The organism is Rhizobium sp. RSm-3 (genome assembly GCF_001854685.1).
In the GTDB taxonomy this organism is placed as follows: domain Bacteria; phylum Pseudomonadota; class Alphaproteobacteria; order Rhizobiales; family Rhizobiaceae; genus Rhizobium; species Rhizobium ecuadorense.
On sequence record NZ_MAWZ01000028.1, the window covers coordinates 1 to 24,421 of the forward strand.

At 59.7% G+C, this 24,421-nt stretch carries 17 protein-coding genes and 4 pseudogenes; 8 read left to right on the forward strand and 13 right to left on the reverse strand.

All coding sequences use genetic code 11. The features are described from left to right. A partial coding sequence (locus BBJ66_RS21985; protein WP_071089831.1) for a phasin occupies window positions 1–303 on the forward strand: 303 nt, incomplete at its 5' end. A gap of 263 nt (window positions 304–566) precedes the next feature. Beyond that, window positions 567–866 carry a hypothetical protein gene (locus tag BBJ66_RS21990; protein ID WP_004680434.1) on the forward strand — a complete coding sequence of 100 codons (300 nt, stop codon included), beginning with the start codon at window positions 567–569 and terminating at the stop codon, window positions 864–866. A 341-nt stretch (window positions 867–1,207) separates the two neighbouring features. Here BBJ66_RS21990 and BBJ66_RS21995 read toward each other — a convergent pair whose 3' ends face one another. The 3 genes from BBJ66_RS21995 to BBJ66_RS22005 all read right to left on the reverse strand — a co-directional run bounded on the left by BBJ66_RS21995 (window position 1,208) and on the right by BBJ66_RS22005 (window position 3,298). Continuing rightward, entirely contained in the window at window positions 1,208–1,426 is a 219-nt protein-coding gene (locus BBJ66_RS21995) for a hypothetical protein (RefSeq protein WP_037147006.1), read from the reverse strand. Window positions 1,427–1,495: 69 nt separating this feature from the next. Then, entirely contained in the window at window positions 1,496–1,801 is a 306-nt protein-coding gene (locus BBJ66_RS22000) for a hypothetical protein (protein ID WP_004680432.1), read from the reverse strand. Window positions 1,802–2,326: 525 nt separating this feature from the next. Then, complete coding sequence (locus BBJ66_RS22005) at window positions 2,327–3,298, reverse strand: hypothetical protein (RefSeq protein ID WP_004680431.1); 972 nt, start codon at window positions 3,296–3,298, stop codon at window positions 2,327–2,329. A 130-nt stretch (window positions 3,299–3,428) separates the two neighbouring features. Here BBJ66_RS22005 and BBJ66_RS35675 point away from each other — a divergent pair, with 130 nt between their 5' ends. Then, window positions 3,429–3,557, forward strand: a complete 129-nt coding sequence (locus BBJ66_RS35675) for a hypothetical protein (RefSeq protein ID WP_010068000.1) — start codon at window positions 3,429–3,431, stop codon at window positions 3,555–3,557. Between the two features lie 456 nt (window positions 3,558–4,013). Here the strand turns inward: BBJ66_RS35675 and BBJ66_RS22010 are convergent, their stop codons facing one another. Beyond that, entirely contained in the window at window positions 4,014–6,041 is a 2,028-nt protein-coding gene (locus BBJ66_RS22010; RefSeq protein WP_004680430.1) for a type VI secretion system Vgr family protein, read from the reverse strand. A gap of 549 nt (window positions 6,042–6,590) precedes the next feature. On the opposite strand from BBJ66_RS22010, the pseudogene BBJ66_RS35430 reads away from it, so the two are divergent. Continuing rightward, window positions 6,591–6,728 (forward strand): annotated as a pseudogene (locus tag BBJ66_RS35430) (CoA ester lyase); the annotation flags it as partial. A gap of 105 nt (window positions 6,729–6,833) precedes the next feature. Here the strand turns inward: BBJ66_RS35430 and tssG are convergent. The 7 genes and pseudogenes from tssG to tssA form a co-directional block, all read right to left on the reverse strand. After that, window positions 6,834–7,805, reverse strand: a pseudogene (gene tssG / locus BBJ66_RS22015) (type VI secretion system baseplate subunit TssG); the annotation flags it as partial. After that, a complete protein-coding gene (tssF, locus tag BBJ66_RS22020; RefSeq protein WP_008536039.1) occupies window positions 7,769–9,655 on the reverse strand; it encodes a type VI secretion system baseplate subunit TssF in 1,887 nt (628 codons plus the stop codon). The pseudogene tssG and the gene tssF, both read right to left, overlap by 37 nt. Continuing rightward, on the reverse strand, window positions 9,655–10,158 hold the full coding sequence (tssE, locus tag BBJ66_RS22025) for a type VI secretion system baseplate subunit TssE (protein WP_004680427.1): 504 nt from the start codon (window positions 10,156–10,158) through the stop codon (window positions 9,655–9,657). Before tssE ends, tssF begins: the two co-directional genes overlap by 1 nt. 86 nt (window positions 10,159–10,244) lie before the next feature. After that, the gene (locus BBJ66_RS22030) at window positions 10,245–10,778 is read right to left on the reverse strand and encodes an Hcp family type VI secretion system effector (RefSeq protein ID WP_004680426.1); all 534 of its coding nucleotides are present in this window, start codon (window positions 10,776–10,778) and stop codon (window positions 10,245–10,247) included. 115 nt (window positions 10,779–10,893) lie between these two features. After that, window positions 10,894–12,381 carry a type VI secretion system contractile sheath large subunit gene (tssC, locus tag BBJ66_RS22035; RefSeq protein WP_004680425.1) on the reverse strand — a complete coding sequence of 496 codons (1,488 nt, stop codon included), beginning with the start codon at window positions 12,379–12,381 and terminating at the stop codon, window positions 10,894–10,896. A 2-nt stretch (window positions 12,382–12,383) separates the two neighbouring features. Then, window positions 12,384–12,938 (reverse strand): type VI secretion system contractile sheath small subunit, encoded by a 555-nt coding sequence (tssB, locus tag BBJ66_RS22040; protein WP_004680424.1) that lies wholly within the window; start codon window positions 12,936–12,938, stop codon window positions 12,384–12,386. Between the two features lie 35 nt (window positions 12,939–12,973). Continuing rightward, window positions 12,974–13,966, reverse strand: coding sequence for a type VI secretion system protein TssA (gene tssA / locus BBJ66_RS22045; protein WP_004680423.1), 993 nt, complete (start codon window positions 13,964–13,966; stop codon window positions 12,974–12,976). A gap of 93 nt (window positions 13,967–14,059) precedes the next feature. Here tssA and BBJ66_RS34305 point away from each other — a divergent pair. Then, window positions 14,060–14,411: pseudogene (locus BBJ66_RS34305) on the forward strand (IS3 family transposase); the annotation flags it as partial. Window positions 14,412–15,702: 1,291 nt separating this feature from the next. Here BBJ66_RS34305 and BBJ66_RS22050 read toward each other — a convergent pair. Both BBJ66_RS22050 and BBJ66_RS33495 read right to left on the reverse strand, forming a co-directional pair. Then, the gene (locus BBJ66_RS22050; RefSeq protein ID WP_225882935.1) at window positions 15,703–18,372 is read right to left on the reverse strand and encodes a hypothetical protein; all 2,670 of its coding nucleotides are present in this window, start codon (window positions 18,370–18,372) and stop codon (window positions 15,703–15,705) included. A 965-nt stretch (window positions 18,373–19,337) separates the two neighbouring features. After that, window positions 19,338–19,885, reverse strand: a pseudogene (locus BBJ66_RS33495) (transposase); the annotation flags it as partial. A gap of 654 nt (window positions 19,886–20,539) precedes the next feature. On the opposite strand from BBJ66_RS33495, the gene tssK reads away from it, so the two are divergent. The 3 genes from tssK to icmH are packed head-to-tail and all read left to right on the forward strand — an operon-like array spanning window position 20,540 to window position 24,412. Beyond that, entirely contained in the window at window positions 20,540–21,895 is a 1,356-nt protein-coding gene (tssK, locus tag BBJ66_RS22060) for a type VI secretion system baseplate subunit TssK (protein WP_010069402.1), read from the forward strand. A 7-nt stretch (window positions 21,896–21,902) separates the two neighbouring features. After that, window positions 21,903–23,123, forward strand: a complete 1,221-nt coding sequence (locus BBJ66_RS35905; RefSeq protein ID WP_012489523.1) for a type VI secretion system-associated FHA domain protein — start codon at window positions 21,903–21,905, stop codon at window positions 23,121–23,123. Then, window positions 23,123–24,412 carry a type IVB secretion system protein IcmH/DotU gene (icmH, locus tag BBJ66_RS22070; protein ID WP_071089834.1) on the forward strand — a complete coding sequence of 430 codons (1,290 nt, stop codon included), beginning with the start codon at window positions 23,123–23,125 and terminating at the stop codon, window positions 24,410–24,412. The genes BBJ66_RS35905 and icmH overlap by 1 nt, the downstream gene beginning before the upstream one ends. The last annotated feature ends 9 nt before the right edge of the window (window positions 24,413–24,421 follow it).

A 24,421-nucleotide genomic window follows, 5' to 3' on the forward strand; every position in this document is an offset into this window, starting at 1 on the left:
CAGAAAATGCTGCCTCCGATCCTCGAAACGACAAGTCTATTCGGCAACGAATTGTGGTGGAAGACGATCGCTGCACTGCAGGCCGACGCCGAGGCCAGCTTCTCACATTTGCAAGCTTTGCTGGGCGCGAATTCGCCGTCGCAGATCCTCGAACAGCAGTCGACCTTTTTCCGCAAGCGCGTTGAGACAAGTTTGCAGCACGCCAAGGAAGTCCGGGTGCTCTCAAGCAGGGCGGTGGAGGAAATCTCAAAGCCGGTCAAGGATGCTTTTGACAAGGTGCTGACGGACCTCAAGGCGACGTAAAAGCGGACTCGCACTTAAATCGCCTGGACTGATCGGGGGCGGCCTACCTTATTCATGGACGGAAAAGATGGTGACGGGGACCATCAGGTCGGGAGAGAGCTGGAAAGTGTGTCCTGCGATCTCGATAGCTCCAGCTAACAAGCTCCTGAAAACGGATCGCGGGCGGCCGGCGTGACATATTGGACGGTTTGAACTGGCGAAGAACCCACCATCTTGGTATCTAACCGCGTAGGCGGCAGGGGGCAGGGGGCAGGGAAGTGGTAATGGATTCACGCAGGGACATAGCCGAGCGGGTCATCGCGCGTTGGAAGGCGCGAGGAATCCGGATCGATGAAGACCCGGGTTTCATGGAACTGGTCGCTCTTTGGACGGCAGGGTCGATTGCGTCCGGTGAAATGCGCCGCCGGTATTCGGCGCTCCAGCGCGAGCGGTCGCTGTCCAGGTCAATGCCACTTGATGTGTATCCCTGCGACGAAGGGGCGGAGGTCGATCATCGATCGATTGCGATTCCAGACGACGAACCAGATGAACGGGGAGGTCTCGGACTGCCGGCGCAAGGGTGACTCTTACAAAGGGCTCATCACGCACCATTTCCTGGCGAGCGCGAACTTCACGAAACAGCGGGTCGACAAGCGCTGCGTCGCGTTGTGCATATTCTCGGGAAGAGTCCGAAAAATCCTTGCCACGAGCCGCAATGGCTGGCGGCTCAGCAAGGTAGAAGGTGAGGAGCGGCCGGCGGTACTGAGTCGACATCTTTATCAACTGTGGGCGTGTCGGCTCAGGGCATCTTCAAGCATGGCAAGGCGGTCGCTGCCCGCTATACAGGGTGCATCGCTAATGCCGAGCTTGTCGGCACATCTTCAACGCTGAGTCCCTCAGTCTCGTGCGCCCAGCGTCCGACAAGTTATTGTCTTCCATGGGAGTCCGGCTTGCGCAAATTGCCCCCGATGAAGGTTGGTCCGCCCGGGTCTTCCGCATGGAAAACGCGCGTTGCCTCAAAAACGCCGGTGCGCCATGCATAGGTCGTATCGTCGATCATCTGCGGCAAGACCTCCTGGTTTGTCGGACGACCGTACCATTTGGTGACGATGCGGGCGACTTTGGCGACGAGCGCGGTACTCATGCGAAGGTTCGAGTGTGCATCGAACATCTCCGGCGCCAAATAGCATCGAGACCTCGTTTGGGCGAAAGGTTATTCCTTTGCTGCAAAGCCTAGCTCAACGCGGCTGACATCTAAGATCGCCCGAAGGACGTCGATGCCGAATTTGAGGCTTTCCACCTCGACATCCAGCGAGATGCCCTCGGTGACTGTGCCTTTTGCGTTAGCGATTACCACCTCCTCCAGGTCTTCGAACCACTGAGGACTGTTCCCTTTGTGAAGCTTCGATAGTTCCGCAATCGCGACACTAAATGCCGATTGGACCGCGATTAGAGCGGCGCCGAGCTTTCGTTCGTCTACACCCGAGATGCAAACAATGGGGCTGTTTTTCTCATCCATGGGCTGTTCCTCTGCTGGCTCGCCACGAAACCCTATTTCAACTAATAGGCGACAGAGTCGTCGATCGCCGACGAATGCAAATAGGCCCGTAGGCTGGAGTCTCGGGTAGTTAGATCAACGAATACGCGATGCTGGGGGTGGACCATGTGGAAATGGTGGATGCGCTTGAGGCCTGTTGAAATCTGGGTCCAGCTTCCGAACGTTCCAACCGGCGGCAATGCCTCTAGGCCGTAAGCGTCGCACCTCCTGGTACGCGATAGCGGGTAATCCTTTGTACGAACTGGCTCGCATGCAAGGTCGCCCGAAGGACACAAGTGCCGAGCCTGGGCTTTCCGGCCATAGTCTTCAGTGAGACGTCTGTTGCTTCCACAACTCAACACATTCCGGCGAGCGGCATAAACCTGCAAACTCATTGTTTTTGATCCGCACGCGTCATACCTGGCCTGCACCCCACCGCCATGGCTTCGGCAAAAGGCCTTTTACTCAAAACGCAGGGACCTAGTTTGGCCCGTTTGTCAGGCAGCATCACAAAAAGATCTGCGGAAGGCTCGTCCCGCTTTGCGCGCTCAGGTGCGCCCGCAGTCGATCTGGCAGCGGATTGTTATTCAGGTACACTTTGCAATGAGGCGGAAGCTGCGACAGAATGTACGGCAGTGCAGTTCGCCCGTCGCCAAGTCCTCTCAGGTTGTTTCCACGAACGCTAAGCTCCTCCAGCCCCCTCGGCAGGTTAGGGGGCAGGTGGGTCAGTTCATTACTGTCGGTGCTGAGCCACTTTAGGGTGGCCGGGAGGTCCTCGGGTAGGCTAGTCAGTTCATTGTGAGGGACTTCGAGCCTCGTGAGCTTTGCAGGAAGGCGCTCGGGCAGGCGAATTATATTATTGAGTTCGGCGCGGAGATCCGTCAATTCGAGGGGGAGATTCTCCGGCAGGTGCGCGATTTCGTTGCGGGTGACATGAAGCTCCCTGAGCTCAGGCGGCAGGTTATCGGGCAAACTGGTCAGCCGGTTGTGGTTGACGTAGAGATACTTTAGTCCGGAAGGAAGCTCGTTCGGCAATCTGGTCAGCCGGTTGCCGTCGACGTAGAGCGTCTCGAGCATGTCCGGAAGAACCTCAGGCAGCGTGGTCAGCTGGTTGTCGCAGGCAGAGAGCTTTCGCAGACCGGGCGGGAGGTTGTTGGGCAGCCTGCCCAACCGGTTGTCATTGGCGTTGAGCCGCTGGAGGCCGGCCGGTAAGGTGGGGGGCAGTGCCGTTAGGGACAGCGATGTTAAGTTCAGGGGGGCACGAAAATTGCGGGTTTCCGTCCAGGCCTCGATCCGTGCCATTGCCTCGTGCCGGTCCTCGTCCTGCTCCTGCTGCCCGTCTTCCGCCCAGGCCAGTAAAATTTCTTTCAGTGCCGCTTCGCCGGACGAGGAGCCAGTCAAGCCTTCAACCCAGTTAAAGGTGTCTTCACCGCCTTGTTCGGAACTATTGCCAACACCCCCCTGCCTTCTGCCGTACATTGCGTCGTTCCTTAGGTCATTGCGTCACTGCTGATGTTACTTCCGTCGCGACCTTTCCTTCCAATACCAAATTCGTATCCCGTTATGCTTCGGGGGCATGGCCAGCGTCCTCCCTCGAGCTGGACAGCGCATGATTTTTATCGCGACGTTGAACAATCCCACCATTGACATGCTGCGCAAACTCGGCCTGACAGGCATGGCCAGCGCCTATCAGGAACTCGAAACGCAAATAGAAGCGAGACACCTTCGAGCATGGTGAAAGGCTTCGACTGCTGCTCGAGGCGGCCACGCTCCGCCAGAAGCGCTTCGAGGCGAGAGCCCGCCCTGCAAAGCAGCGCTGTAACGCCCAGATCGAGAACGCTGATTTTTGCGCCGCCCGCGCCCTGATCGCAATTTCGTGACGCCGAGTGATAAAGGTATTTCATCCACCAGTTCCAGCTTGGTGGAGACCTAAACCAGACGCATTTGGAGCCGCTTGCGGCCGATTTCGCGTGGCAACTCCATCTAACTGAGGCGCAAGTTCCCGGAACAAACGCTCACGCGCGATAACCTTTCCTCATTTTCGGGCAATCTCGCAGTGTCACGTTGATTTGGTAGGTCAGCTTACGACGCCGAAGCCGTTACGCTTTTTCTCTACGCCTGCAGGGCCCTGCCGACTTAAAGGCAACGACTTCCGGACAGCCGAGGCCCAGAACCAGTTCACCTTGACATCGTGTCACTCGGGCGTAACAGGCGGCAGCCCGAGTGTCGCAATAAGCTTCATTATCGACGGCGTGGGTGGACCCGGTGTCGGCGGCGGCATGGAGACGATGGACCCGAGCCGCGGAGGTGTTGCCATAACGCCAATCATCGTGCCGATAATGGCGATCCCATCGCCGCTGATTTCGATGGCCTGCGGGCCGGTTCTGCCCGATACTACAAGGCGGATCTTGTCGGGTGTTACCTCGACGCGGCTACCTAAGGCCGCTGCGGCAGGGGAGTCGGGCGCGGCGCCGCCCGAGGTCAGGAGGAAGTGTCTCTTGACGTCGATGCTGTAGATATTCCCGACCTCGACGGTATGATTCTTCTGGGCCTTCAAATAGACCTCCTCACGGCCCTGCTTGTCCTCAAAGCGCAGTTCATTGTAGGCATTAGCGGCGCCGCCATCGGTATGCGTCCGGAAGGTCGACCGCGTTTTGTCGGTCGGCAGGGTTTCAGGCGGCAGATTTGAGCCATTGTATACGACGCCGGTCACCAGGGGCGTGTCGGGATTGCCGTGGATGAAATCAACCACGACCTCATGGCCGATCCGTGGGACGACCAGGTTGCCAAAACCCTTACCAGCGAAGTTCTGGGCCACCCGAATCCAGCAGGAGCTGTTCTCGTTCTTTCCGCCTTCTCGGTCCCAGAAGAACTGAACCTTCACACGGCCGTACTTATCCGTCGCGATCGACTCGCCCTCGGGGCCCACGACGACGGCCGTCTGCGGTCCGTGAATCAACCGCGCCGGTGTGCGGCGCCTCGGTCGGTACTGGGTTGTCGCGGGGATAATCTCTACGTTGCTGTGATAGAGGAACCGCTCGCCCTTCCCCCCCACGGTGTCCGCAGTGAGATCGTCCCCCACCTCACCGATGACAGTGAAGTCCTGTCCGACTGCCAGAAAGCGATCGGTGGGTTTCGGGCGGGAACCGACCTGGCCGTAGTAGAAGGGATTTGCCGCCTTGAATAATGACCCGGTCGTTATCTGGCGCGCAGTGCTTTCGATCCGCGCGCGATAAGCGTTGCAGGCGAGTTCCTCGGCACGGATGGTGGCGTAGAAATCGCCATCGCTTTTTTTTGTATACTGGCCTGGATACTCGAAGACCTCCCGCATTGCCGTGCAGCCGCTGCTTGCCGACGAGGTCTCGCCCGTTCTGACCGCCACGCTCTCCCGCGGTCGGGTGATGGCGCTTCCCGTGAGCTTGCATGGCGGAATGCCGCCTGTCCTCACGGGAGGAACACGCGCGACAGACGTCAGTTCTGCCATCGGCTTCTCATGGTCATAGTCCCTGAGAACGACCTTGTTCGGCTGTAGCGATACGACCTCGTCCCAATGCAGGATGACATCTTCTTGGTAAAGACTTCGGGCAGGCCTGAGATTGTGGTGGGTCTCTACGATCTCAGGCGTGCAGGCCATGTGACTCGCGGCGTTGTCGACCAGCACCAGGTCATGTTGGTCCTCAGCATGTTCAAAATAGTAGTAGATGCCGTCCTGCTCCATGAGGCGGCTGACGAAGGCCAGATCCGTTTCATCGTACTGGACGCAATATGGGCGCTGTGGGAACCGTCGGGCGGTCTGATTCTTGAAATTGCCTTTATGTTCTCGAAAAATCGTGGTGATGATCTCGATGCTCGTCTTGTTCTGAAAGACCCGACTGTTAGAGCGATGCTCGAGCAATGAAATCCACGGCCGCACCTGCGCCACGTAGTTGAGGTGCTCGGTATCGTCGAGGCCGAGATATTGGAAGCGCGTAACAACACCGTTGAAGAAGCGCGTTTGCGAGTCCTTGAGCTTAAGGCCGATTGTCAGGTTTTGACCGGGGATCGTAGCAAAGTTCTGAACTGGATTGCGGCTGGCGAGCTTCACCTCGTAGAGGAAAGGTTCCCCCAGCCGCTCGGTGCCACTGAGCCGCCGGAGAGAGATTTCATTCAACTCGGACGCGGCCGAAGTGACCGCAACAAAACGATTGTGCCTTAAGAGACTCTCGATTCTTGACTCGACCATGGTGGTGTGTGTTCCGCAGATTTGATGAGAAGGCGCGGTTGCGCCCGATGGCGTGAGTAGGATGCTGCCGAAGCCATCGGCGAAGATGCCGAAAAGCGTTTATTTCGTGCATCGAAATCGCCGACCGTTGCTCAGCCAAGATGTCTTGCTGGCCCGCATCGTCAGAGCCAAGCGGGGGAGGGCGGGGTGAAGAAAGCGTGTGGGTCTCTTGGAACTCACCCACGCTAAGTCCCACCCAAATCTCGCCATGCGGCCTTGTAACATCGATGAGTTGGCGGATTCCGGCGGTGCTAGCGACGACGTGTCTCCTGGAAGATTCAACCAGGCCCAGGGCGCAGCGCCCGAGCGGACAACCACGGTGGTCGAGTTTCGCCGCGATCGTCGGCTCGATAGGCCTCTCCGCTGCTGAAGCCTCAAGGGCGTCAAAATGGCGATAACGTTCCAAAGAGGCGTCACGGCGAATTTTGCAAAGGGCCTTGGCGGTCCCATTGCAGTTTGCGTTGAGCTTACTGAAGAGAGTCGAGCTTCCGATGCTTGTCATAACGGGCCTTCCAAGCCGCCGCCCGCCGTGCCGCCGCACTTGGTATCGAGGTTACGTGGGCCATTCACCCGTTCCAGATCGATCTCGCCAAGGAGATCTTCTCCCCGCCCGAAAAGAAGGTCGAGCGGGCCCGCCGCATCATGGATGTCCGTTTCAGGAGAGCGCCATGCGGCAGCCGGTGGGTCCCGGTCAGTCGGGGTAGTTGTCAAGTCATCGGCGTGCTGGCGCGTTTTCCTCTTGCCCATCCAACTGGACCATCCGAGTCTGCCGCAGCGACCCAACTGCACTTCCGGGACCTGCTCCTGACGGAGAACGAGGTTAATCTCCCAGTCAAGTTCATCTCCAAGGTAGTTGCAGATGATCTCCGCTATCGACTTAAGGCCGGGAGCTGCGGGCAGAAGCGATTCGTAATGAGCCAGGCTGAGGGGACCCACAATGAGTCGGAACCGATGGTGCCACACTCTGACCCTCGCACCTGCAATAGCGTTGCTGTTCAGCGTGCCCGTGGCCGGGTCGCGGCCCAGGAGGCAGAGCGATATGCGGGGCAGATCCACCCACTTTGGGACAAATTCACGGATATCAACCGGCGCCTCGACGAAGCTGGCGAGGATGGCAGCGAGCCCCTCGGCGTTGCGGGTGTGTGAGGCGAGACGGCCGGTGAAGTGGAGTTTGGCCAGATCAGGCATAGCATCCCGCGCGCGCAGGGAGGTCATCCCGAAGCCGGCTAGCGCGCCGAGCTGAAGGGCAAATCGATCTTCTTGTGGCCTGTCATAGCTCACGGTCGGTTCGCCCTCCGCCCATGCGCGGAAGAAGAACGAGGCCATTCGATGATGAAAGGTATCAGCAAATCGGATCAGCGTCTCATCCGCGGCGTTGTGCTGCCGGAGAAGGGCGTACTCCGTCAGATGCAATGGGAGGGGACCGTGGGGTCCAAACAAGCCGAAGGCGTAGGTGGAGATTACGGGGTCGTTCTCCTCGTGCGCAGTCACGCCCGCGATCGATCGAGTCGGAAATGCAAGGGAGGGCTGCTGGGCGATCCGCACGCGATCCAGGCTGGGACCGCTCGATTCTCCCAGCCGAGGCCGATCTGAGCAGATTGCATCGATCCGCCGCAGAGCCTGGAAGAAGTCGCAGGCATGCGGTTCGGCCCTGAGCGAGCTTAGGAAGTCGCCGAGTGCCCCCGAAATCAAAGGATCGCCCGGCGGCCGGCCATCGTCGGCCATCGCATTACCTCCCCGCGCTGTAGCGTCGAGACGACCATCTCGGTGAAGCTGTTGATGGATACGTATTTCGCGAAGAACTGGTTGAGCACGGAGGCGAGCGGAAAGATGCCAACGCCTTCGAAGGCCGCTTCGTCCAGGATGATACCAACCTCAATCCCACGTGCTACGGCGGCTTGTCCACCGCTGGACAATCGCCTGACCGCAGGCCTGGACCGAATCTCCCGGATCCCGTCGATCTGCCGTGAGGCGAAGGCATTGACTGGATCGACGTAGAGGCGGAGGAGTTCACGTAGCGCTTCTGCGCCCCGGTGGTCGTTCCTATCGGAATTGCTGATCGAGAGGTAGTTCAGTGAAAGATGGCTAATTAATCGCCAAGTGATATCGCCATTGGCGAAGGAGTGGCGCGGTCGGCTCGGGGGCGATACGCACCGGGTGGCGGTAACTGGAGCGCCGATTTCCAGGGTGAAGTCTGTCTCGTCCCGGCCGATCGGCAGCAGCAGCGCCAGATCCCGGTTCGAGCACAGGCAGTTTACAGACAAATGCCGGAGTTCCGCCGAATAGGGAGCCGCCTGGCGATCAACTAGAGAAACGAACGTTTCGCTGCCGATGTAGCCAGTCCGCGCGCCATTTAGACGCTGGTGCTCCGACATGAGGCGCTGCTCCCGGCGGATCGCGTAGTATCTGGAATGCTGCTCCTCCTGACCGTGCGCGCTGATGCTATAGAACGGGTAGAACCTCACGGGAGCCGCTTCGTTTTTCGCCCCGTCTCCGCTCATCTCGAGGATCGAGTGGACCTCAAAGTCGAGCGGCCTCATCCTGTCAACAATCACATGATGCTCGGTGTTCTTGTCGCTCACGTGGACGAGATCTGCCTGGCGTTCGAAGAGATTAATCGCGGGCGTTGCGAAGAGAACGATATTTTGGGGCCCGAGCTGTCGTTCCAGCCGTGGCTCGACACGTCTGAGTGCGAAGACGATCTCAAGGGTCTCGGCAGTTGACAGGGCTACTGCGTCTGCCAGCCCGCTAACCTCGACGAACAACGTCCGCTCCGCGAGGGCGAAATACTCCTGTAGGAGACGGTACCCGTCGAAAGAGCGTGGCACCTCGGGCAGGAGAGCACAGCTCGGCTCCAAACCGCGTTGCTGCAGCGCATGAACCGGAATCTTTTCCTGCCAAGGGATAGGCCGGCCGACCGGACGGGCTATGATATTGCATGCGTCACCGAGAAGCTGTTCGGCGAGTGCGGCGCCGATGCCACCGGGGCCTGTTAGGTGCAGTGTGAGAGCCTCTAGTCCGAGTTTATTGAACGGCATGCCATTGGTGGTGCGAAGGCGTAGTCGCAAAGCAGCCTTCGCATCTTGCCGGGCCGGAAGATCCAGTGCGGCGATCTGCCCCGGCGTCGAAAAATAATCGGCAGCGCTCACCACAATTGGCCAGAGATGCACATCATGGGCCGTGCGGAACTCGCAATGTGTGACGGCGCCCGGAGCAAGACGGCCCAAAAGCTTGGTTCCCCGCGGCACGAGGTATCCATTTTCAAGTCGTCCGGCATCCTGGTCGGGCTCGAAACGGACGATCGTCATCGAGGGGAGCGGCGGTAGAAAATGCGGATAGACCATCTCCAGGAGGTGCTGGGTGAATTCCGGAAAGCGAGACTGAAGCTTCAATTGCACCCGCGCCGCCATGAAAGCGAAGCCTTCCAGAAGCCGCTCGACGTAGGGGTCGGCGACCTCCGCTGATTCCATCCCGAGCCGGGCGGCGACCTTCGGGAATGCACGGGCGAACTCGGCCCCCATCTCGCGCATATAAGCAAGTTCGTCGTTGTACAGTCGCAGGAGCCGGGGATCCATCAGCTTATCTCTGTACCGAGATGAACGCGGGCGGATTCGAGCTCGGAATCTACCTCCGTACGCATCACCATTCGCACCGGCAATGGCTGCGCCCACAGATCGGCTTCGATCCTAAAGCGAAAAGTGCCGCAACCCTGACCATCGTCCAGGACCGTGACCTTCAGGGTGTCCGGTAAGAGACGCGGCTCAAAGCGCTGAAGGCTCTCGATTATCGCTTCGCGCAATGCGCTCTTATCCATGCCTTCGCGAATTTGTCCGCTGAGAGGCCAGGCACCATAATTAAGTGCACTGGCCGCTACGTGAGGGTACGCTTGTAGATCTACGGTTGCACCCAATTGATTGGTGTTCAACAACCAGGAAACATCGCGTAGAATCACCTCTTCCAGTTGGCGAACAGAGAAGCTGCGCTTGTCCTGCGCTTCACACGAGCTGCGCGGCTCATCGTCCGTAAGCCGGTCCAGGAGGGATGGTTGCACGAGATCCCGCTTAACATCTCTGCCCATGTTACAATCTCCAGGTGCAATGGCGACGAGTCGATCTGTCGTTTTCGCGCGCAGCCCCGAATATTCCCGGGTTGCCGATGGCCCCATCAGCCGACGAGCCTATTGAAGTCGGTGCTGTTCGCGATTTGGTTCCAGATGCCCTCGCCAGCTTTGGTAAGAGCGCCTTTTTCATCCTGCCTGTAATAAATGACCTTGCAGGCGCCGAACCGGAATGTGATCGTCTCCTCGGGGGCCTCTTCCGCATAGGACCACTCGACCTTCTCGACTACCAGCATGTTGAAACTCCAGTGCAAGAACAGGTTCGATTCTGATGTAGCTTGTCCGCTCCCCGTCGCTTTGAAAAGTTTCAGTTCGACGCTATTGAAGTGGGCGCCGCGACCACAGGCAACGTACAGAGAGGGCGATGACGTATCCACCTGCTTCTTGATAGTGAAGACCTCGAATTCGGCCTTGCCCGCGCCCGCCCCGGCGGTATGAGGCCCAATGTTCAGCTTGTTTTCGAGTGAAAAGCTCCATTCGTCCGCTAGGGTGATACCGTCCTTTAGAATGATAGATTCGCCCTTGGGCAAAATGCCGTCCTTGGACGCTTGCGTGAATTTTATAACCGCGTCGAACGCCATGATGGACTTTCCTTTTCTCGTTGATCTGATTGGGCCTGGATTGCATCGGCCAGCCCGGGGCAGCTATTCCGGAGTTTTGGCGCCGAGAACGGAGCACAATCATCTGCGGGTTTTCTCAGTCCTTGCGGGCGGATGGCAGGCGCGAGACAAGTCTCAAAGAGATGGTTAGGCCTTCGAGCTGGTAGTGTGGCCGCATGTAAAATCTCGCAACGTAATATCCGGGATTATCTTCGACCTCTTCCACCTTGACCTCGGCTGAGGAGAGCGGCTGCTGTGCCTTACTCTCTTCGCTCCCAAGCTCGGGCGAGGGGTGGACATAGCCCTGAATCCATTGGTTGAGCCACTCCTCGACCTCGTGGCGCTCCTTGAACGTGCCAATCTTGTCCCGGACCATACACTTCAAATAATGTGCGAAGCGGCAGGTTGCGAAGATGTAGGGTAGCCGGGCACTGAGTTCGGCGTTCGCTGACGCGTCGGGGTCTTCGTATTTGACCGGCTTGTTAATAGTTTGAGCGCCAATAAATACGCCGAGGTCCGTGTTTTTGCGGTGCAACAGCGGTAGAAGACCGTTTTTGGACAGTTCGGCCTCACGGCGGTCGCTGATCGCGATCTCAGTGGGGCATTTTAGGTCGACGCCACCGTCGTCGCTGCGGAAGGTATGTACCGGCAGACCCTCGACCAGGCCGCCGGATTCGACGCCACGAATTCTGGAGAGCCAGCCATAGAGCTTGAACGAGCGCGTGATATTTACGCCCATGGCGTAGGCTGCGTTCGTCCAAAGGTATTTCTCGCTGTCGCCGCCGTCTGTGTCCTCCTCGAAGGCGAATTCATCGACCGGGTTGGTTTTGGCCCCGTAGGGCAGCCGGCCAAGGGTGCGTGGTAAGGTCAGGGCCACGTACCGAGAGTTCTCGCTCTCGCGGAACGCCCGCCAAGGGGCATGTTCGGGCGTGAGGAAGATTTTTGTGATGTCACGCGGGTTCGCAAGCTCACGCCAAGAATCCATCTGCAGCAGATGTGGTGAGACGGCAGATATAAGCGGTGAGTGGCTCGCCGCCGCGATCTGCGCCAGTCCCGAAAGCAACTCTACGTCCGGTGGGGTATGGTCGAAATAGTAGTCGGCAATCAGGCAGCCATAGGGTTCACCGCCGATTTGGCCGTATTCGTCTTCGTAAATTTTTTTGAATAGCGGACTCTGATCCCAGGTGACACCCTTATATTTCCGCAGAGTTCGGGACATCTCCACCTTTGAAACTGGGAGAACGCGAATCTTCAACGTTTCATCGGTTTCGGTGTTGATGGCAAGGTGATGCAAGCCCCGCCAAGCTGATTCCACGCGCTGGAAATTTTCGTGATGGAGGATCTCGTTGAGTTGTGCAGAAAGCTTCTGGTCGATCGAAGCAATCATTGCTTGGATAGTCGTGACGACATCGTCGCTGATCAGCGACGTGTTTTGAAGTGCCTGCTCGGCCAGTGTTCGGACGGCACTCTCCACCAAGTCACGGGAGTGGTCCGAGCGGATCTTGAACTCGAATCGAAGCATGCGGGTGAAATCGCCGAGATCAACGGTGGCGACCTGTACATCTGTGGCATCTGCAGGCATCATGATCAGTTCTCCTCTGTGTCTGGGGATGCCAATGGCGGAGCGGCAACCACTGCATCAGGCTTCTCAGTCTCGATGCCATTGCCGAGGGCGCTTAGCAGTGCCGAATCCGCGAGGAAGTGGGTGAGCAACTCTTCGGCACCGTTCTTCCCGTCCATATAGGCCAGCAGATTGGAGAGCTCCGTTCGCGCCTCGAGCAGCCTGCTAAGGCTGTCGACCTTGCGCGCCACGGCCGCCGGCGAGAAATCTTCGAGCCGCTCGAACGTCAAGTCGACAGCGAGTTGGCCTTCTCCGGTCAATAGGTTCGGCACCCGCATCACCACCCTGGGCCTCAGCGATCTGAGCCGATCATCGAAATTGTCGATATCGATCTCCATCATCTTGCGCTCCGCGACAGGGGCAAGCGGCTCGGCAGCATTGCCGGCGAGGTCGGACATCACGCCGACCACGAAGGGAAGCTGAACCTTCTTCTGAGAGCCATAGGTCTCGACGTCGTATTCGATCTGTACGCGAGGCGGACGAACCCGCGCGATGAACTTTTGACTACTCGCCTTTGTCATGTGTTCCACTCTCCTGATAGGGAAGATTGCGCACGTCACGTGCCCTCGCCGACCGCCAGACCGGCAATCGAACGGTATTGGGCAACCCCTTCTGGCGCCAACTCTTTGATAAGAGCCATGAAGTCCTTCGAGACAAGTCGCTGCGCGCGCTCCAGGAGGGCTGGCAGTGGGCTCGCGGGCTCATTCACCTGGTACCAGTGGCAAATGCGGCCAAGAATTTCGACAACGTCATCGCGGTTGCGGATCACTTCGGGGTAAGAGGCCTTGCTAGAGTCTGGCAATGGAGATGCCGGGGCTGCAGGCTGGGCCCTTTTCCGATGGGCGTCGACCAGATCCTTGGCCTGGGTGAGTAGCACTATCAGAGGGTCGAATCGAACGGCCTCGTCACTCGCGACGTGCTGCCGAACACTCGCGTCTAGATGGGTGGCGGCTGCCAGGCTGGCGTGGAGACCAGTGCTGATCTGCTCGAGCTGCAGTGGGTCGGTGTCGATGAAGGCGTGCTCGATGGTCGAACGATCAATTTCCGTAGATTGGGACCGTAGCGCACCAGCCCAATCGCGGAGCGTAAAAGTCCCGAATTGCCTGGAGGAGGTGAGTGGGACTTGGCGTATTTCTGCCAAGAGCCCGGAGAGATCGCAGAGGCTCGCTAGAGCGTTGAGGCGAACGGTCTGATCTTCGTCATCTTCTGGATCCGGTCGCGGATGTAGCTCTGACCAGTAGAGCTCGACATAGGCCGCGAGCAGCTCAAGCCCCCGACTTAGACCAGAGAAGCCGAACTGACTGAGGGCGGATCGTGTGAGCAAGATGCCGACTCTTAGATCCTTAGTGCGGGCAGAAAGGTCGAGGCCAAGCCGCCACACCTCTGTCCAATCGGGAGCCTCCTCGGTGGCGATGGAGTCGCCTATCTGCTGGTGCGGCTTGCCATGCGACGCTATCTCCAGCTCCAGGAAGCTCAAATCGTAATCGAGAGCATCCCCGCATGCGTTGCCGTCGCTGATCGGTTTTAATAGATGATCTGCATCGAGCATGACCCAAATCCCAGTTTTCCCGACATAAAAGATCGTCGCGCCTCTGTTTCTCAATGTTTAGCAATGAGCAGACGCGATTGCTCATGCACAATCGACATTCGTATATGTCGTGAATGCTTGGGGCGTGAATGCCGCCGCTTCGGATCTTGACGCAGCTATGTGCTGCTCAGGCGCGAGGGACACCCTTGTGAACAACAAGAAGCTCTTCCGGGTCCATCGGGAGGAGAAGCTCACGATGCGCAAGCGCCGTGGCCGGAAACGAGCGAAAGGCAAGCGTTGGTGTTGATCCCGCTGGCTGCCAATGATCGTTGGCGCGGGTTCAGGCTTCTGATGGTCGTGAGGAAAGCCGGACTCTCGTCGCCGATACTTCGCTCTCCGGCCTGCGGTCGCCTGTGGACTGGATCGGGTTATCGAGGAGCGTGGCAAGCCAAGCACTCTGGCCTCGGCTGACTAACCCTGCAGAGTTCGCCCAGATCGGCAACCCGCGACGTGATGCAGTGCTGCGCAGCCGGAATGGTCTCCGCACCTAAACCCGCCGATGCCGCCGCGGATGCGCAACCCACCGCTGGAGCGAACCCCAAACTGGATAAACTTGACGGTACAAGCTCAGCCAGATTGAATTGACATCGTCGGGCAGTCGTTGCAAAGGGCAACCTGCGGAGTACCGTTGCAAACGTGAGCCTGAAGGCCTCCAACTACGAAGTCTTCGCGCGGCCGCCTCCGCGCCAGTTGCTGCATAAGGTGGATGGCGTCCTCGGCGATCGCTCTTGGGGGTGTCGGCGCGCGGACCCTCATCGAACGAGCGGCCAGCCGGCGGGTCCATCGCGCGTGCAGCGACCCGGCGTCAGTGGTAGAACGGCTCGAGCACTTCAACGGCATTATATCTCCTGCGCTCCGCCGGACCGCCGCACGAGGCATATAGGGCGACAATCTGGATGAGATCCGTATTGACCGCATGTAACGATGCTCCCCGAGATTCGCACGTTGCCTCATTCATTTTGCTCCCAGTTGGAGCGAAGGAGTGGGGTGCGGAGATGGCGGGGTTTCGCAGCGGCCGGCCTCCTTCGTGAGCGCCATTGCCGTTTTCGACGGAAGTCGAAGTTTAATAACCATCGTCGCGGTATTTACTTTTGACAATGGGTGTGATGCGGCTTTGCGTGATCTTCTAAAAAGAATCGAGTCCCGCCGCCAATCCCCCGTTCTATCGCGCACCTACCGCATCCCAACGTGACTGTCGACCCTGCTTCCATTAGTCGTGCAGGGCAACCACGCGGTCTCTCGTGCAGATCCCTGCGATTTCGAATTGACGGACACCGACCCCGTTTGACGGTCGTGGAGTGCACGCACTTAGTCACCCTAGCCGCCCGCGCACTGCAACCCCGCTGTAGCGATCCTTCTACCTCTATGCTAAAGAAAGTTTTGGAAAAACTTGCCTCGTCGCCATCGTTCGACGGCGGCCTTGGCGCCAATCTTGCGAGGAGCGGGCTGATGGTCGCAGCGGCATGCGAGCCGACATTCTGCGCTCCCGACCGTCGAAGACGAGGTCGCTCTCGGCGTGTTAGTCAGCCGGAATGCGCCGGCCGTCGTGCCCCTAAATATCGATCTCGAGCCAGGTATTGGCCTCCAGACTGAAGAAAAATTCGGCGCTCTCACATGCTCATGCAATCCCGTGGTGGACAACCAACGCACATGATGGTGCAGTTCCTAGGGAATGTGGTGATGAGTCATGAGCCGTCCTATATCACCTTGAACGCTGCCCTCCTGGCTATCCGTTTCTTCGAGGCACCCACGATTATGGCGGCATCGGCGGCGCTGAGATCGGGATGGGCCGCCTTCAGTGCGTCTGCCCACGCCCCCTTACTCTGCCCCGGCAGCTGCGGTGTCTGCCTAGCGATTTCGTCCAGCCTCGCCTGGTCCTGGGCCGACACCGTCTGGAACGCCGTCCTCACGGCGATATCGCGCCTTACGGCACCCACGACTATGGCGGCATCGGCGGCGCTGAGATCGGGATGGGCCGCCTTCAGCGCGTCCGCCCACGCCCCCTTGCTCTGCCCCGGCAGCTGCGGTGTCGCCGCCTTGATCTCGTCCAGCCTCGCCTGATCCTGGGCCGACACCGTCCGGAACGCCGCCCTCCTGGCGATATCGTCCCTAAAGGTGCCCAGGATGGTGGCGGCATCGGCGGCGCTGAGATCGGGATGGGCCGCCTTCAGCGCATCGGCCCAGGCCGCATTGCTCCCCCCCTGCCGCGGTGTTGCCGCCGCGATTTCGTCCAGCCTCGCCTGGTCCTGGGCCGACACCGTCCGGAACGCCGCCCTTTTAGCAATATCCTGCTTTATGGCACCCACGATTACGGCGGCATCGGCGGCGCTGAGATCGGGATGGGCCGCCTTCAGCGCGTCCGCCCAGGCCGCATTGCTCTGCCCCGGCAGCTGCGGTGTCTGCCTAGCGAGTTCGTCCAGCCTCGCCTGGTCCTGGGCCGACACCGTCCGGAACGCCGCCCTCCTGGCGATTTCGTCCTTTGCGGCGCCCACGATGGTGGCGGCATCGGCGGCGCTGAGATCGGGATGGGCCGCCTTCAGCGCGTCCGCCCAGGCCGCATTGCTCCGCCCCTGCCGCGGTGTCACCGCCGCGATTTCGTCCAGCCTCGCCTGGTCCTGGGCCGACACCGTCCGGAACGCTGCCCTCACGGCGATATCGTCCTTTAAGGCGCCCACGATTGTGGCGGCATCGGCGACGCTGAGATCGGGATGGGCCGCCTTCAGCGCGTCCGCCCACGCCCCCTTGCTCTGCCTCGACTGTCGCGGTGTTTGCCTGGCGATTTCGTCCAGCCTCGCCTGGTCCTGAGCCGACACCGTCCGGAACGCCGCCCTTTTTACAATATTATGCTTTACGGAACCCACAATTATGGCGGCATCGGAGGCGCTGAGATCGGGATGGGCCGCCTTCAGCGCGTCCGCCCACGCCCCCTTGCTCTGCCCCGGCAGCCGCGGTGTCTGCCTAGCGATTTCGTCCAGCCTCGCCTGATCCTGGGCCGACACCGTCTGAAAAGCCGCCCTCCTGGCGATAACTCGCTTTACGGCGCCCACGATGGCGGCGGCATCGGCGGCGCTGAGATCGGGATGGGCCGCCTTCAGTGCGTCCGCCCACGCCCCCTTGCTCTGCCCCTGTAGCTGCGGTGTCTGCCTGGCGATTTCGTCCAGCCTCGCGTGGTCCTGGGCCGACACCGTCTGGAACGCTGTCCTTTTAGCAATATCCTGCTTTACGGCATTCACGATTATGGCGGCATCGGCGGCGCTGAGATCGGGATGGGCCGCCTTCAGCGCGTCCGCCCACGCCCCCTTGCTCTGCCCCGGCAGCCGCGGTGTCACCGCCGCGATTTCGTCCAGTCTCGCCTGGTCCTGGGCCGACACCGTCTGGAACGCGGCCCTTTTAGCAATATCCTGCTTTACGGCACCCACGATTATGGCGGCATCGGCGGCGCTGAGATCGGGATGGGCCGCCTTCAGCGCGTCCGCCCACGCCCCCTTGCTCTGCCCCGGTAGCTGCGGTGTCTGCCTGGCGATTTCGTCCAGCCTCGCCTGGTCCTGGGCCGACACCGTCCGGAACGCCGTCCTCCTTGCAATATCGTCCTTAAAAGAGCCCACGGTTATGGCGGCATCGGCGGCGCTGAGATCGGGATGGGCCGCCTTCAGCGCGTCCGCCCACGCCCCCTTGCTCTGCCCCGACAGCTGCGGTGTCGCCGCCTTGATCTCGTCAAGCCTCGCCCGGTCCTGGGCCGACACCGTTCGATACGCCGCCCTCCTGGCGATAACCCGCTTTACGACGCCCACGATTACGGCGGCATCGGCGGCGCTGAGATTGGGATGGGCCGCCTTCAGCGCGTCCGCCCACGCCCCCTTGCTCTGCCTCGACTGCCGCGGTGTCTGCCTGGCGATTTCGTCCAGCCTCGCCTGGTCCTGGGCCGACACCGTCCGGAACGCCGCTCGATTGACGAGATCGCCCGTTGAGGCCCCCACGATTATGCCGGCATTCGCGGCGCTGAGATCAGGCGCCAACGCCAGCGGCCTTTGAGCATATAACGTCTGCCTGCGGCTGGGCCTGGGATCTGCGTCCTTCTCAGTAGTCCGCCTCTTGCGCCCGCCACCGGTCGGATCGCTGGGCTCCGCGGGCACCTCGGACATGGCCGAATGCTCCTCTCTTCCACCCGGCACCTCGGTGGGCCCGGCAACCGCTGAGGCTTCTAAATTCCCAAGGCCATGCAGCCCCCCGCGCTGAGGGCCAGTCTCCAGCGGCTGGCCCTCGACGAGGTGAATAGTGCGATCGGCATTATTGTATTCATCTGTTGTCCTCGTGAGGTTGAACGCGGTCTCTGCCGGGACGACCGGAACTCTCGTCAGTTCCGTCATGTCAGCCATCATTTGCGGGGTTTGTTCTTCAGGGCTTTGAAGCTCGGTCGGCGGGCTTGGCTGGTCGACGCTTAGCCTTTCCACGTAACGCAATACCGAATTCTCTTGCCAGATGTCGTCCGAATTGAAGTTGTCGGCCACTTGATCGACACGCGCCACTGAAGACTGCGCTCTTTGATCCGCTGGGTGCCGGCCCTCATCCGGCCGCGAAGAGCCCTGCCCCTTAGTCCGAGGGTCCCTGTCAACCATGCTCACCCCCCTGGGATATGGCCTTCAGGAAACAAGGGGTCAGCTGTCGGGCACCGACTGCTGACGGAAGGTCAGAATTTATCAGGGGCTCAAGCGACTTAACCAGAGTGCAAGGGGCGCGACTGCGACCATCGACCGCTCCAGCTTGCCGAGCCTCGTTCGGACGCCGCTCAATCACCGTGGGTCCCGTTTTTTGCTGTTGTGGCATGGGGCGGCTCTGCGGAATCGAGCTCAGGTGACGGGAGGCCGGCAGATCCCGAAGACATGGCCAGGCCGTTGATAACTGGTAGCGTAAACGCATCATTGCAGCAGAACCTCAAAAACCACGGAGAAGAGCCCGCGATTCAAACTAGCGCAGTCCCGGTATTGGATTGCATGCACAGGTGATATGCTCGCATCCGGTTAGTGAGCGGCTATGGCGCAGCTCCTGCGTGAACCCATAACGACAGCGGCGATCCTTCGAGAGATGCAGCGACGACCCGTTCTCCAGACCGGAGGTCCGTGCTTGATGTGGCGATCGGCACGGATTGCTATCAACGCTGACGGCCGCCGGTGCCGCGCAAGCCGGTTACGACGAAACATCGACATGATCTCTTCTATGGTGGGATTGGCCCAACGATACCAGGGTAGTGGCAACTGTCGCCAATTGCGGCGCCAGTGAGGTCGGCCTTCGTCTTCGAACTCCTTGCTGGCTTCCGCTAAACAACGCGGCCTTATCACAAAAGGCTGGGAGATTTAACGATGATCCCGGCATCCGGACTTCTGCGCATTGCCGGCCGGTAATAGCGCGAAAGACTTGCAGCAATCGCAGCGCCGGCGGCACCCGTGACTAGTATCCGCACTGCCTGGCCCGTAACAATGCGCTGTGACCAGCGGAAGCCGATCTCGTGGAAAGACAAGGCATGCTGCGGGCTGATATGATGAAAGACGCCGGCAATGGTGCGGCGGACCCGGGACTTGAAACCTCCCACCGAGTGGACGGCGACTTGGACGAATTCGCGGCTCGAATGCTTTACGTTCTCATGCGTAGCAAAGCTCTTGCCAATCGCCATGAACGCCTCACCGCCCATCAGGCAGGTTGCGGTTCGATCCCTTTCGCCGTCGCGCGCCCTGCATGTATCGAAAGGCCTTTTCGGCCCCGTCCAGGCGGTAGACCGTCCGGATCCATTCTCGGTCGCTCACCGAGATGAAAACGGTCGATCTCCACCGTGCCATCTTGCATGTGCTCGCGCGCCAACATGAGGCGCAGCGCATATCCCATTCGCTAGCTATTGGGCATCACCAAATGTGGAAATGCCTATCTTCGCCGCATGAATGATCCATGCCGCCAGGGCTGCTATCCCGCACCTGGCGCGAACCGGGACTGCAACCGGTTCGTGGATCGTGTCCAGGAGGTGGTTGTCTAATCGCTAAACTGGTCGTCAAGGTGCTTTAGGGGCGGCGGCGCGTGAAGACGATGTTGGCGGCGGCACTGCCTCAGCGTATTCAGGAACATTTTCGACGAGGCAATGCGCATCACGTGTCACCTTGCCTGTTGCGCTGCTCTTTTGGCCCCGTACTTGCGGCGCCGGGTCTCAAGGCTTCCGGGCGGTCATTTGCGAGATTCATCCCGTACGAGTGACAGGACAGGCGAATTGGCGCGTTGTAGGTCAGTGTGAACATGAACGACCAATAAGGCTCTGAGGGCAACGGGCTACTGAGCGACAGTCTAGATGAGACCCCTTGCTTGTCGCGCTGCAAGGGGGCTCATGACCAATCCTGATGAGCTTCGGCGCTTGCATATCTGAGCTGTCCCGACACGCGATGCCCTTCTACCAGCGCATTGTTGGATATCAGATGTGCATGCAAGGGGGCAGTGAAGCTCTGCTACTTTTACGGAGAAAGCCGTTCTGTCAGGTGGACGCGAGGCGAGTCTTGAATGTCGTGGAATAATAGGGTCGTCTGGTCGGAGGGCTTGTTCCTCCGCCCGCAGCATTTTCAGCAGGCCGATCGTCACGTCGAACAGCTGGTGCGCAGCAGGACGGCGGTTTTGCATGGGTACGGGTGGGGTATCAGCGAGCTGCGGCTCAATCGAGAGCTGCTTGGTCTCGGTAAGATCGCCATCGAAGCGGCTCGCGGCGTCTTGGAGGACGGGATGCCCTTCAGTATTCCTGACGAAGCCAACCAGCCAACTCCCTACGACGTTCCGCCGGATTTTCGAGATTCGCTTATTCACTTGGCGGTACCGTTTTATCAACCCGGCGCTCTTGAAACCGACGCGCAAGCGGGAATTGACGTACCTATCCGCTTCGCAGTCTCCACTGAGGATGTTGTCGACACCAACGCTGGCGAGCGAGGCAGCGCCTCCATCGACGTAGCGAGGCTGGATTTTCGACTGCTGCCGGACGCGGCAGACCGGTCTGGCTACACTTGCATCCCAATCGCCCGTATCATAGAGGTCCGGGCCGACCGACAGATCATTCTGGACGAAACGCACGTGCCGCCAACCCCCGACTGCGCCAGCTCCCGGGTCCTCTCGAACTACATCACTGAGATCACCGGCCTGCTTCACCATCGTGGTGAAGCTCTGGCCACTCGGGTCTCCCAGTCGGGAACGAACCGGGTTGCAGAGCTCGCGGACTTCCTTCTGCTGCAGGCGATCAATCGGTACGAGCCGTACTTCTGCCACCTATCCAAGGCCGCCGTTGTAAATCCGGAATCGCTGTATGTTCTCATGCTCCAGTTGGCGGGTGAACTAGCCACGTTCGCCCGCGTCGATAAACGTGCCCCGACCCTTGGTGTTTACAAGCACGACTCTCTCGCGGAGGCGTTTTTGCCAGTGATGCAGTCGATCCGGGCTTCGCTGGGTGCAGTGATTGAGCAGACTGCGGTCCCCGTACCGCTGCAGCGGCAAAAATACGGTGTCCATGTGGCCGAGGTGGCCGACCGCTCTCTCTTTACGACCTCGAGCTTCGTGCTGGCTGCTCGGGCTGATATTGAGGTCGAGCGCCTCCGGCGCGAGTTCCCGTCTCAGATTAAGATCGGCCCGGCGGAGAAAATCACGGAACTCGTCAATGTCGCACTGCCCGGCATTATCATCAATCCCCTACCGGTCGCGCCGCGTCAGATCCCGTTCCATGTTGGATTCAGCTATTTCGAGATCGATCAAAATAGCCGCTTCTGGAAGGATATGCCCCAATCCGCCGGCTTGGCGCTGCACGTTGCTGGCGACTTCCCAAATCTCGAAATGGCTCTCTGGGCCATCCGAGCCGGACAGAACCCACATTTGAGTTAGCCCACCAATGCCCCTCACGCTACGTGTACACAGCAATAGATGTAGTTTTCCGGAATATCTCGTGCCGGGCGACGCGGCTGGTGGACTGACTACCAGCCGAGCAGGCAACAGCCTGGTTCTGCCGGATGATCAGCAGATGGTCTCGAAATCCCACTGCTCAATCGAGTGCATGGCACGGCGATACGTACTGATCGACCGAGGCCGCGACGACACATGTCAAAATGACGAGGCGATGCCGCTTCCGTCAGAGGCGCCGGTCGCCCGGAAAACCAGCGATGTTATTCAGATCGGCGCCTATATGACCGATGTCGTCGCGGTGTCGCCTTCGATATCCATTGCGGAGAGTGCCGCCGAACCGGAGGGACAACTTGCAGCGACAAGTGAGGAGTTGAGTCTTCTTGGCCCCCTCGAAACGGCCTCGTCGCTCCTGGCGGGCAATTGCACCCGGGGTGAAGAAGCGCTGCTGGACCTGAGGGACGGCGAGTTCCTACCATTGCCGTTCTTAGGCACTCGTTTAGACGCGCTGGCGGGCATGATGAGAAGTCCGTGGGATATCTACGCAGACAGTGTGCCAGATCGGGCCCCCATCTTGACGCAACCCAAGGTGGAGCAATCATCTCGCCAAGAATCATCGAGCGGCGGTCACGGCTTTCCTTGCCGCCTGCGGCTTATCATTGGCAGATGTCCGGAATGCCGGCATCGTAAGCGTGCTGGATCGTGCAGGGAAAATGCTTCTGTATTCCGCCGCGCTGCACAGCATACTCTCCGAGCGAGAGCTGGCGAACAACTATTCAGAAATAAGAGTTCCGACGAAAAAACCCTGAGTCTCGTTCCCGATGTCGGTGAGGCGTTGCGCGCAGTTCTGTGCAATGACTCCAGCGGGTCCCTCCGCGGAGACCCGGCCGTTGAGCAAGCCTTCACCGACCGTGGGACGCATGACGTGTCATTCGCGGCTGTGCAGAAGGCTCTGTCCAGCGTCCGTGCACGCTTGTCCCTAGCAGGGATCGAGAAGGCGATGGGGCGGCCCCGTTCCCTTTTGCACCGCAACCATAAGGCGCGAAACCGGAGTGCGTACGTGCGCGTCTTCAATGACGTCGTATCGAGCATCGAAACCGATTTGCTCCGGAGCTTCGGCGCCGACTTCGCGCGCCCAGTGCGAGAGCGTAGTCGACCCGCCCGCCGATCCCACGATGAGAGCGTCCGCTCCGAAGGGAAGTGGGCGGGTTGATGATGGTGATTGAGGAAACGATGCCAAAATCCCAGCCACTCGTCCTCCTTCACGCCGAGGAGCAGTTGGCTGTCCCTTCGCCGTCATCGCCAGTGGCGGACGAACTTACCTGGGAGATGCTTGCGCTCGACCGACTTAATCCACTGGTCGCGGCCGCGGCGGCGCTGCTGGGTCTCAGCGCTCAGCTCAAGAGCAGTGCTAGCCATATCGACGTTGAAGCACTGCGCCTTAGGGTGCTGCGGGAGATCGATGCTTTTGAGCGTCGGATCACGCCGCTCGGATTGCCCTCGCGAGCGATCAAGGTCTGCAAATACGCCCTCTGCGCGACCATCGATGACATCGTTCTGAACACAGCCTGGGGCAGCAACAGCGTCTGGACGACGCGCAGCTTGGTGGGATCGCTGTTCAGCGATACCTGGGGCGGCGAGCGCTTCTTCGATCTGCTGACGCAATTGAAAAATGAACCGGCCATCAATATAGAACTGCTGGAGCTGCTCTACTACTGCATGAGGTTGGGCTTCGAAGGCCGCTACCGCGTCACTGCGGGAGGAGCCGCAGAGCTCAGTGTGCTGTGCGAAGACGTCTACCGCCTGATCCGAGCAGCCCGTGGTGACTTCGAGCGCGAACTATCCCCGCACTGGCGGAGGAACTCAAATAATCCGAAGCCACGCCGCACAATCGTTCCAATCTGGGCCGTCGTAGCGTTTGGGGCAGGATTACTCCTCTCGATCTATACCGGACTCCTGCATGCATTAAATGCCCGCGCCGACGCTGTCTTCAACGATATCGCGACATTGCCGCCGAACGGCGTTGTCAGATCGGCGAGAATCGCATTGCCACCAAAGGTTGTTATGAGCAGCGACCGACTGCGTAACTTCCTCGAGCCCGAAATCCGCGAAGGGCTTGTCACTGTGTCCGAGGACCCACAGCAGATCGTCGTTATCATTCGCGCCTCCGGGATGTTCGATTCTGCTAGTCCGGAAGTGAAGAAAATGTTCCTGCCGCTTCTTTTACGAATTGGTCGTTCTCTGAACGGTGAGTCGGGATCGGTCCTCCTGACCGGGCACACCGACGCCATTCCGGTGCAATCACTCGCCTTCCCTTCAAACGATTCCCTTTCGCTCGCGCGTGCGCGCGCAGCTGCCGAGATTATCAAATCCATGATGGATGACCCAGGCCGCGTGCGAGAAGAGGGCAGAGGGAGCGGAGAACCGGTCGCTTCGAACCACACGCCCGAGGGCCGCGCGCGGAACCGTCGGATTCAAATCATCATCACAAAGACACAATGAAGACAAGCC

What these genes read in the sequence shown, in the direction of transcription:
- tssB (WP_004680424.1), bottom strand. Translation starts at nt 12,938, where the DNA reads ATGACAAAGGCGAGTAGTCAAAAGTTCATCGCGCGGGTTCGTCCGCCT.
- BBJ66_RS22010 (WP_004680430.1), bottom strand. Translation starts at nt 6,041, where the DNA reads ATGGTCGAGTCAAGAATCGAGAGTCTCTTAAGGCACAATCGTTTTGTT.
- BBJ66_RS22005 (WP_004680431.1), bottom strand. Translation starts at nt 3,298, where the DNA reads ATGTACGGCAGAAGGCAGGGGGGTGTTGGCAATAGTTCCGAACAAGGC.
- BBJ66_RS35675 (WP_010068000.1), top strand. Translation starts at nt 3,429, where the DNA reads ATGATTTTTATCGCGACGTTGAACAATCCCACCATTGACATGCTGCGC.
- tssF (WP_008536039.1), bottom strand. Translation starts at nt 9,655, where the DNA reads ATGGATCCCCGGCTCCTGCGACTGTACAACGACGAACTTGCTTATATG.
- tssC (WP_004680425.1), bottom strand. Translation starts at nt 12,381, where the DNA reads ATGATGCCTGCAGATGCCACAGATGTACAGGTCGCCACCGTTGATCTC.
- icmH (WP_071089834.1), top strand. Translation starts at nt 23,123, where the DNA reads ATGATGGTGATTGAGGAAACGATGCCAAAATCCCAGCCACTCGTCCTC.
- BBJ66_RS35905 (WP_012489523.1), top strand. Translation starts at nt 21,903, where the DNA reads ATGCCCCTCACGCTACGTGTACACAGCAATAGATGTAGTTTTCCGGAA.
- BBJ66_RS21995 (WP_037147006.1), bottom strand. Translation starts at nt 1,426, where the DNA reads ATGAGTACCGCGCTCGTCGCCAAAGTCGCCCGCATCGTCACCAAATGG.
- BBJ66_RS22030 (WP_004680426.1), bottom strand. Translation starts at nt 10,778, where the DNA reads ATGGCGTTCGACGCGGTTATAAAATTCACGCAAGCGTCCAAGGACGGC.
- tssA (WP_004680423.1), bottom strand. Translation starts at nt 13,966, where the DNA reads ATGCTCGATGCAGATCATCTATTAAAACCGATCAGCGACGGCAACGCA.
- tssK (WP_010069402.1), top strand. Translation starts at nt 20,540, where the DNA reads ATGTCGTGGAATAATAGGGTCGTCTGGTCGGAGGGCTTGTTCCTCCGC.
- BBJ66_RS22050 (WP_225882935.1), bottom strand. Translation starts at nt 18,372, where the DNA reads ATGACGGAACTGACGAGAGTTCCGGTCGTCCCGGCAGAGACCGCGTTC.
- BBJ66_RS22000 (WP_004680432.1), bottom strand. Translation starts at nt 1,801, where the DNA reads ATGGATGAGAAAAACAGCCCCATTGTTTGCATCTCGGGTGTAGACGAA.
- BBJ66_RS21990 (WP_004680434.1), top strand. Translation starts at nt 567, where the DNA reads ATGGATTCACGCAGGGACATAGCCGAGCGGGTCATCGCGCGTTGGAAG.
- tssE (WP_004680427.1), bottom strand. Translation starts at nt 10,158, where the DNA reads ATGGGCAGAGATGTTAAGCGGGATCTCGTGCAACCATCCCTCCTGGAC.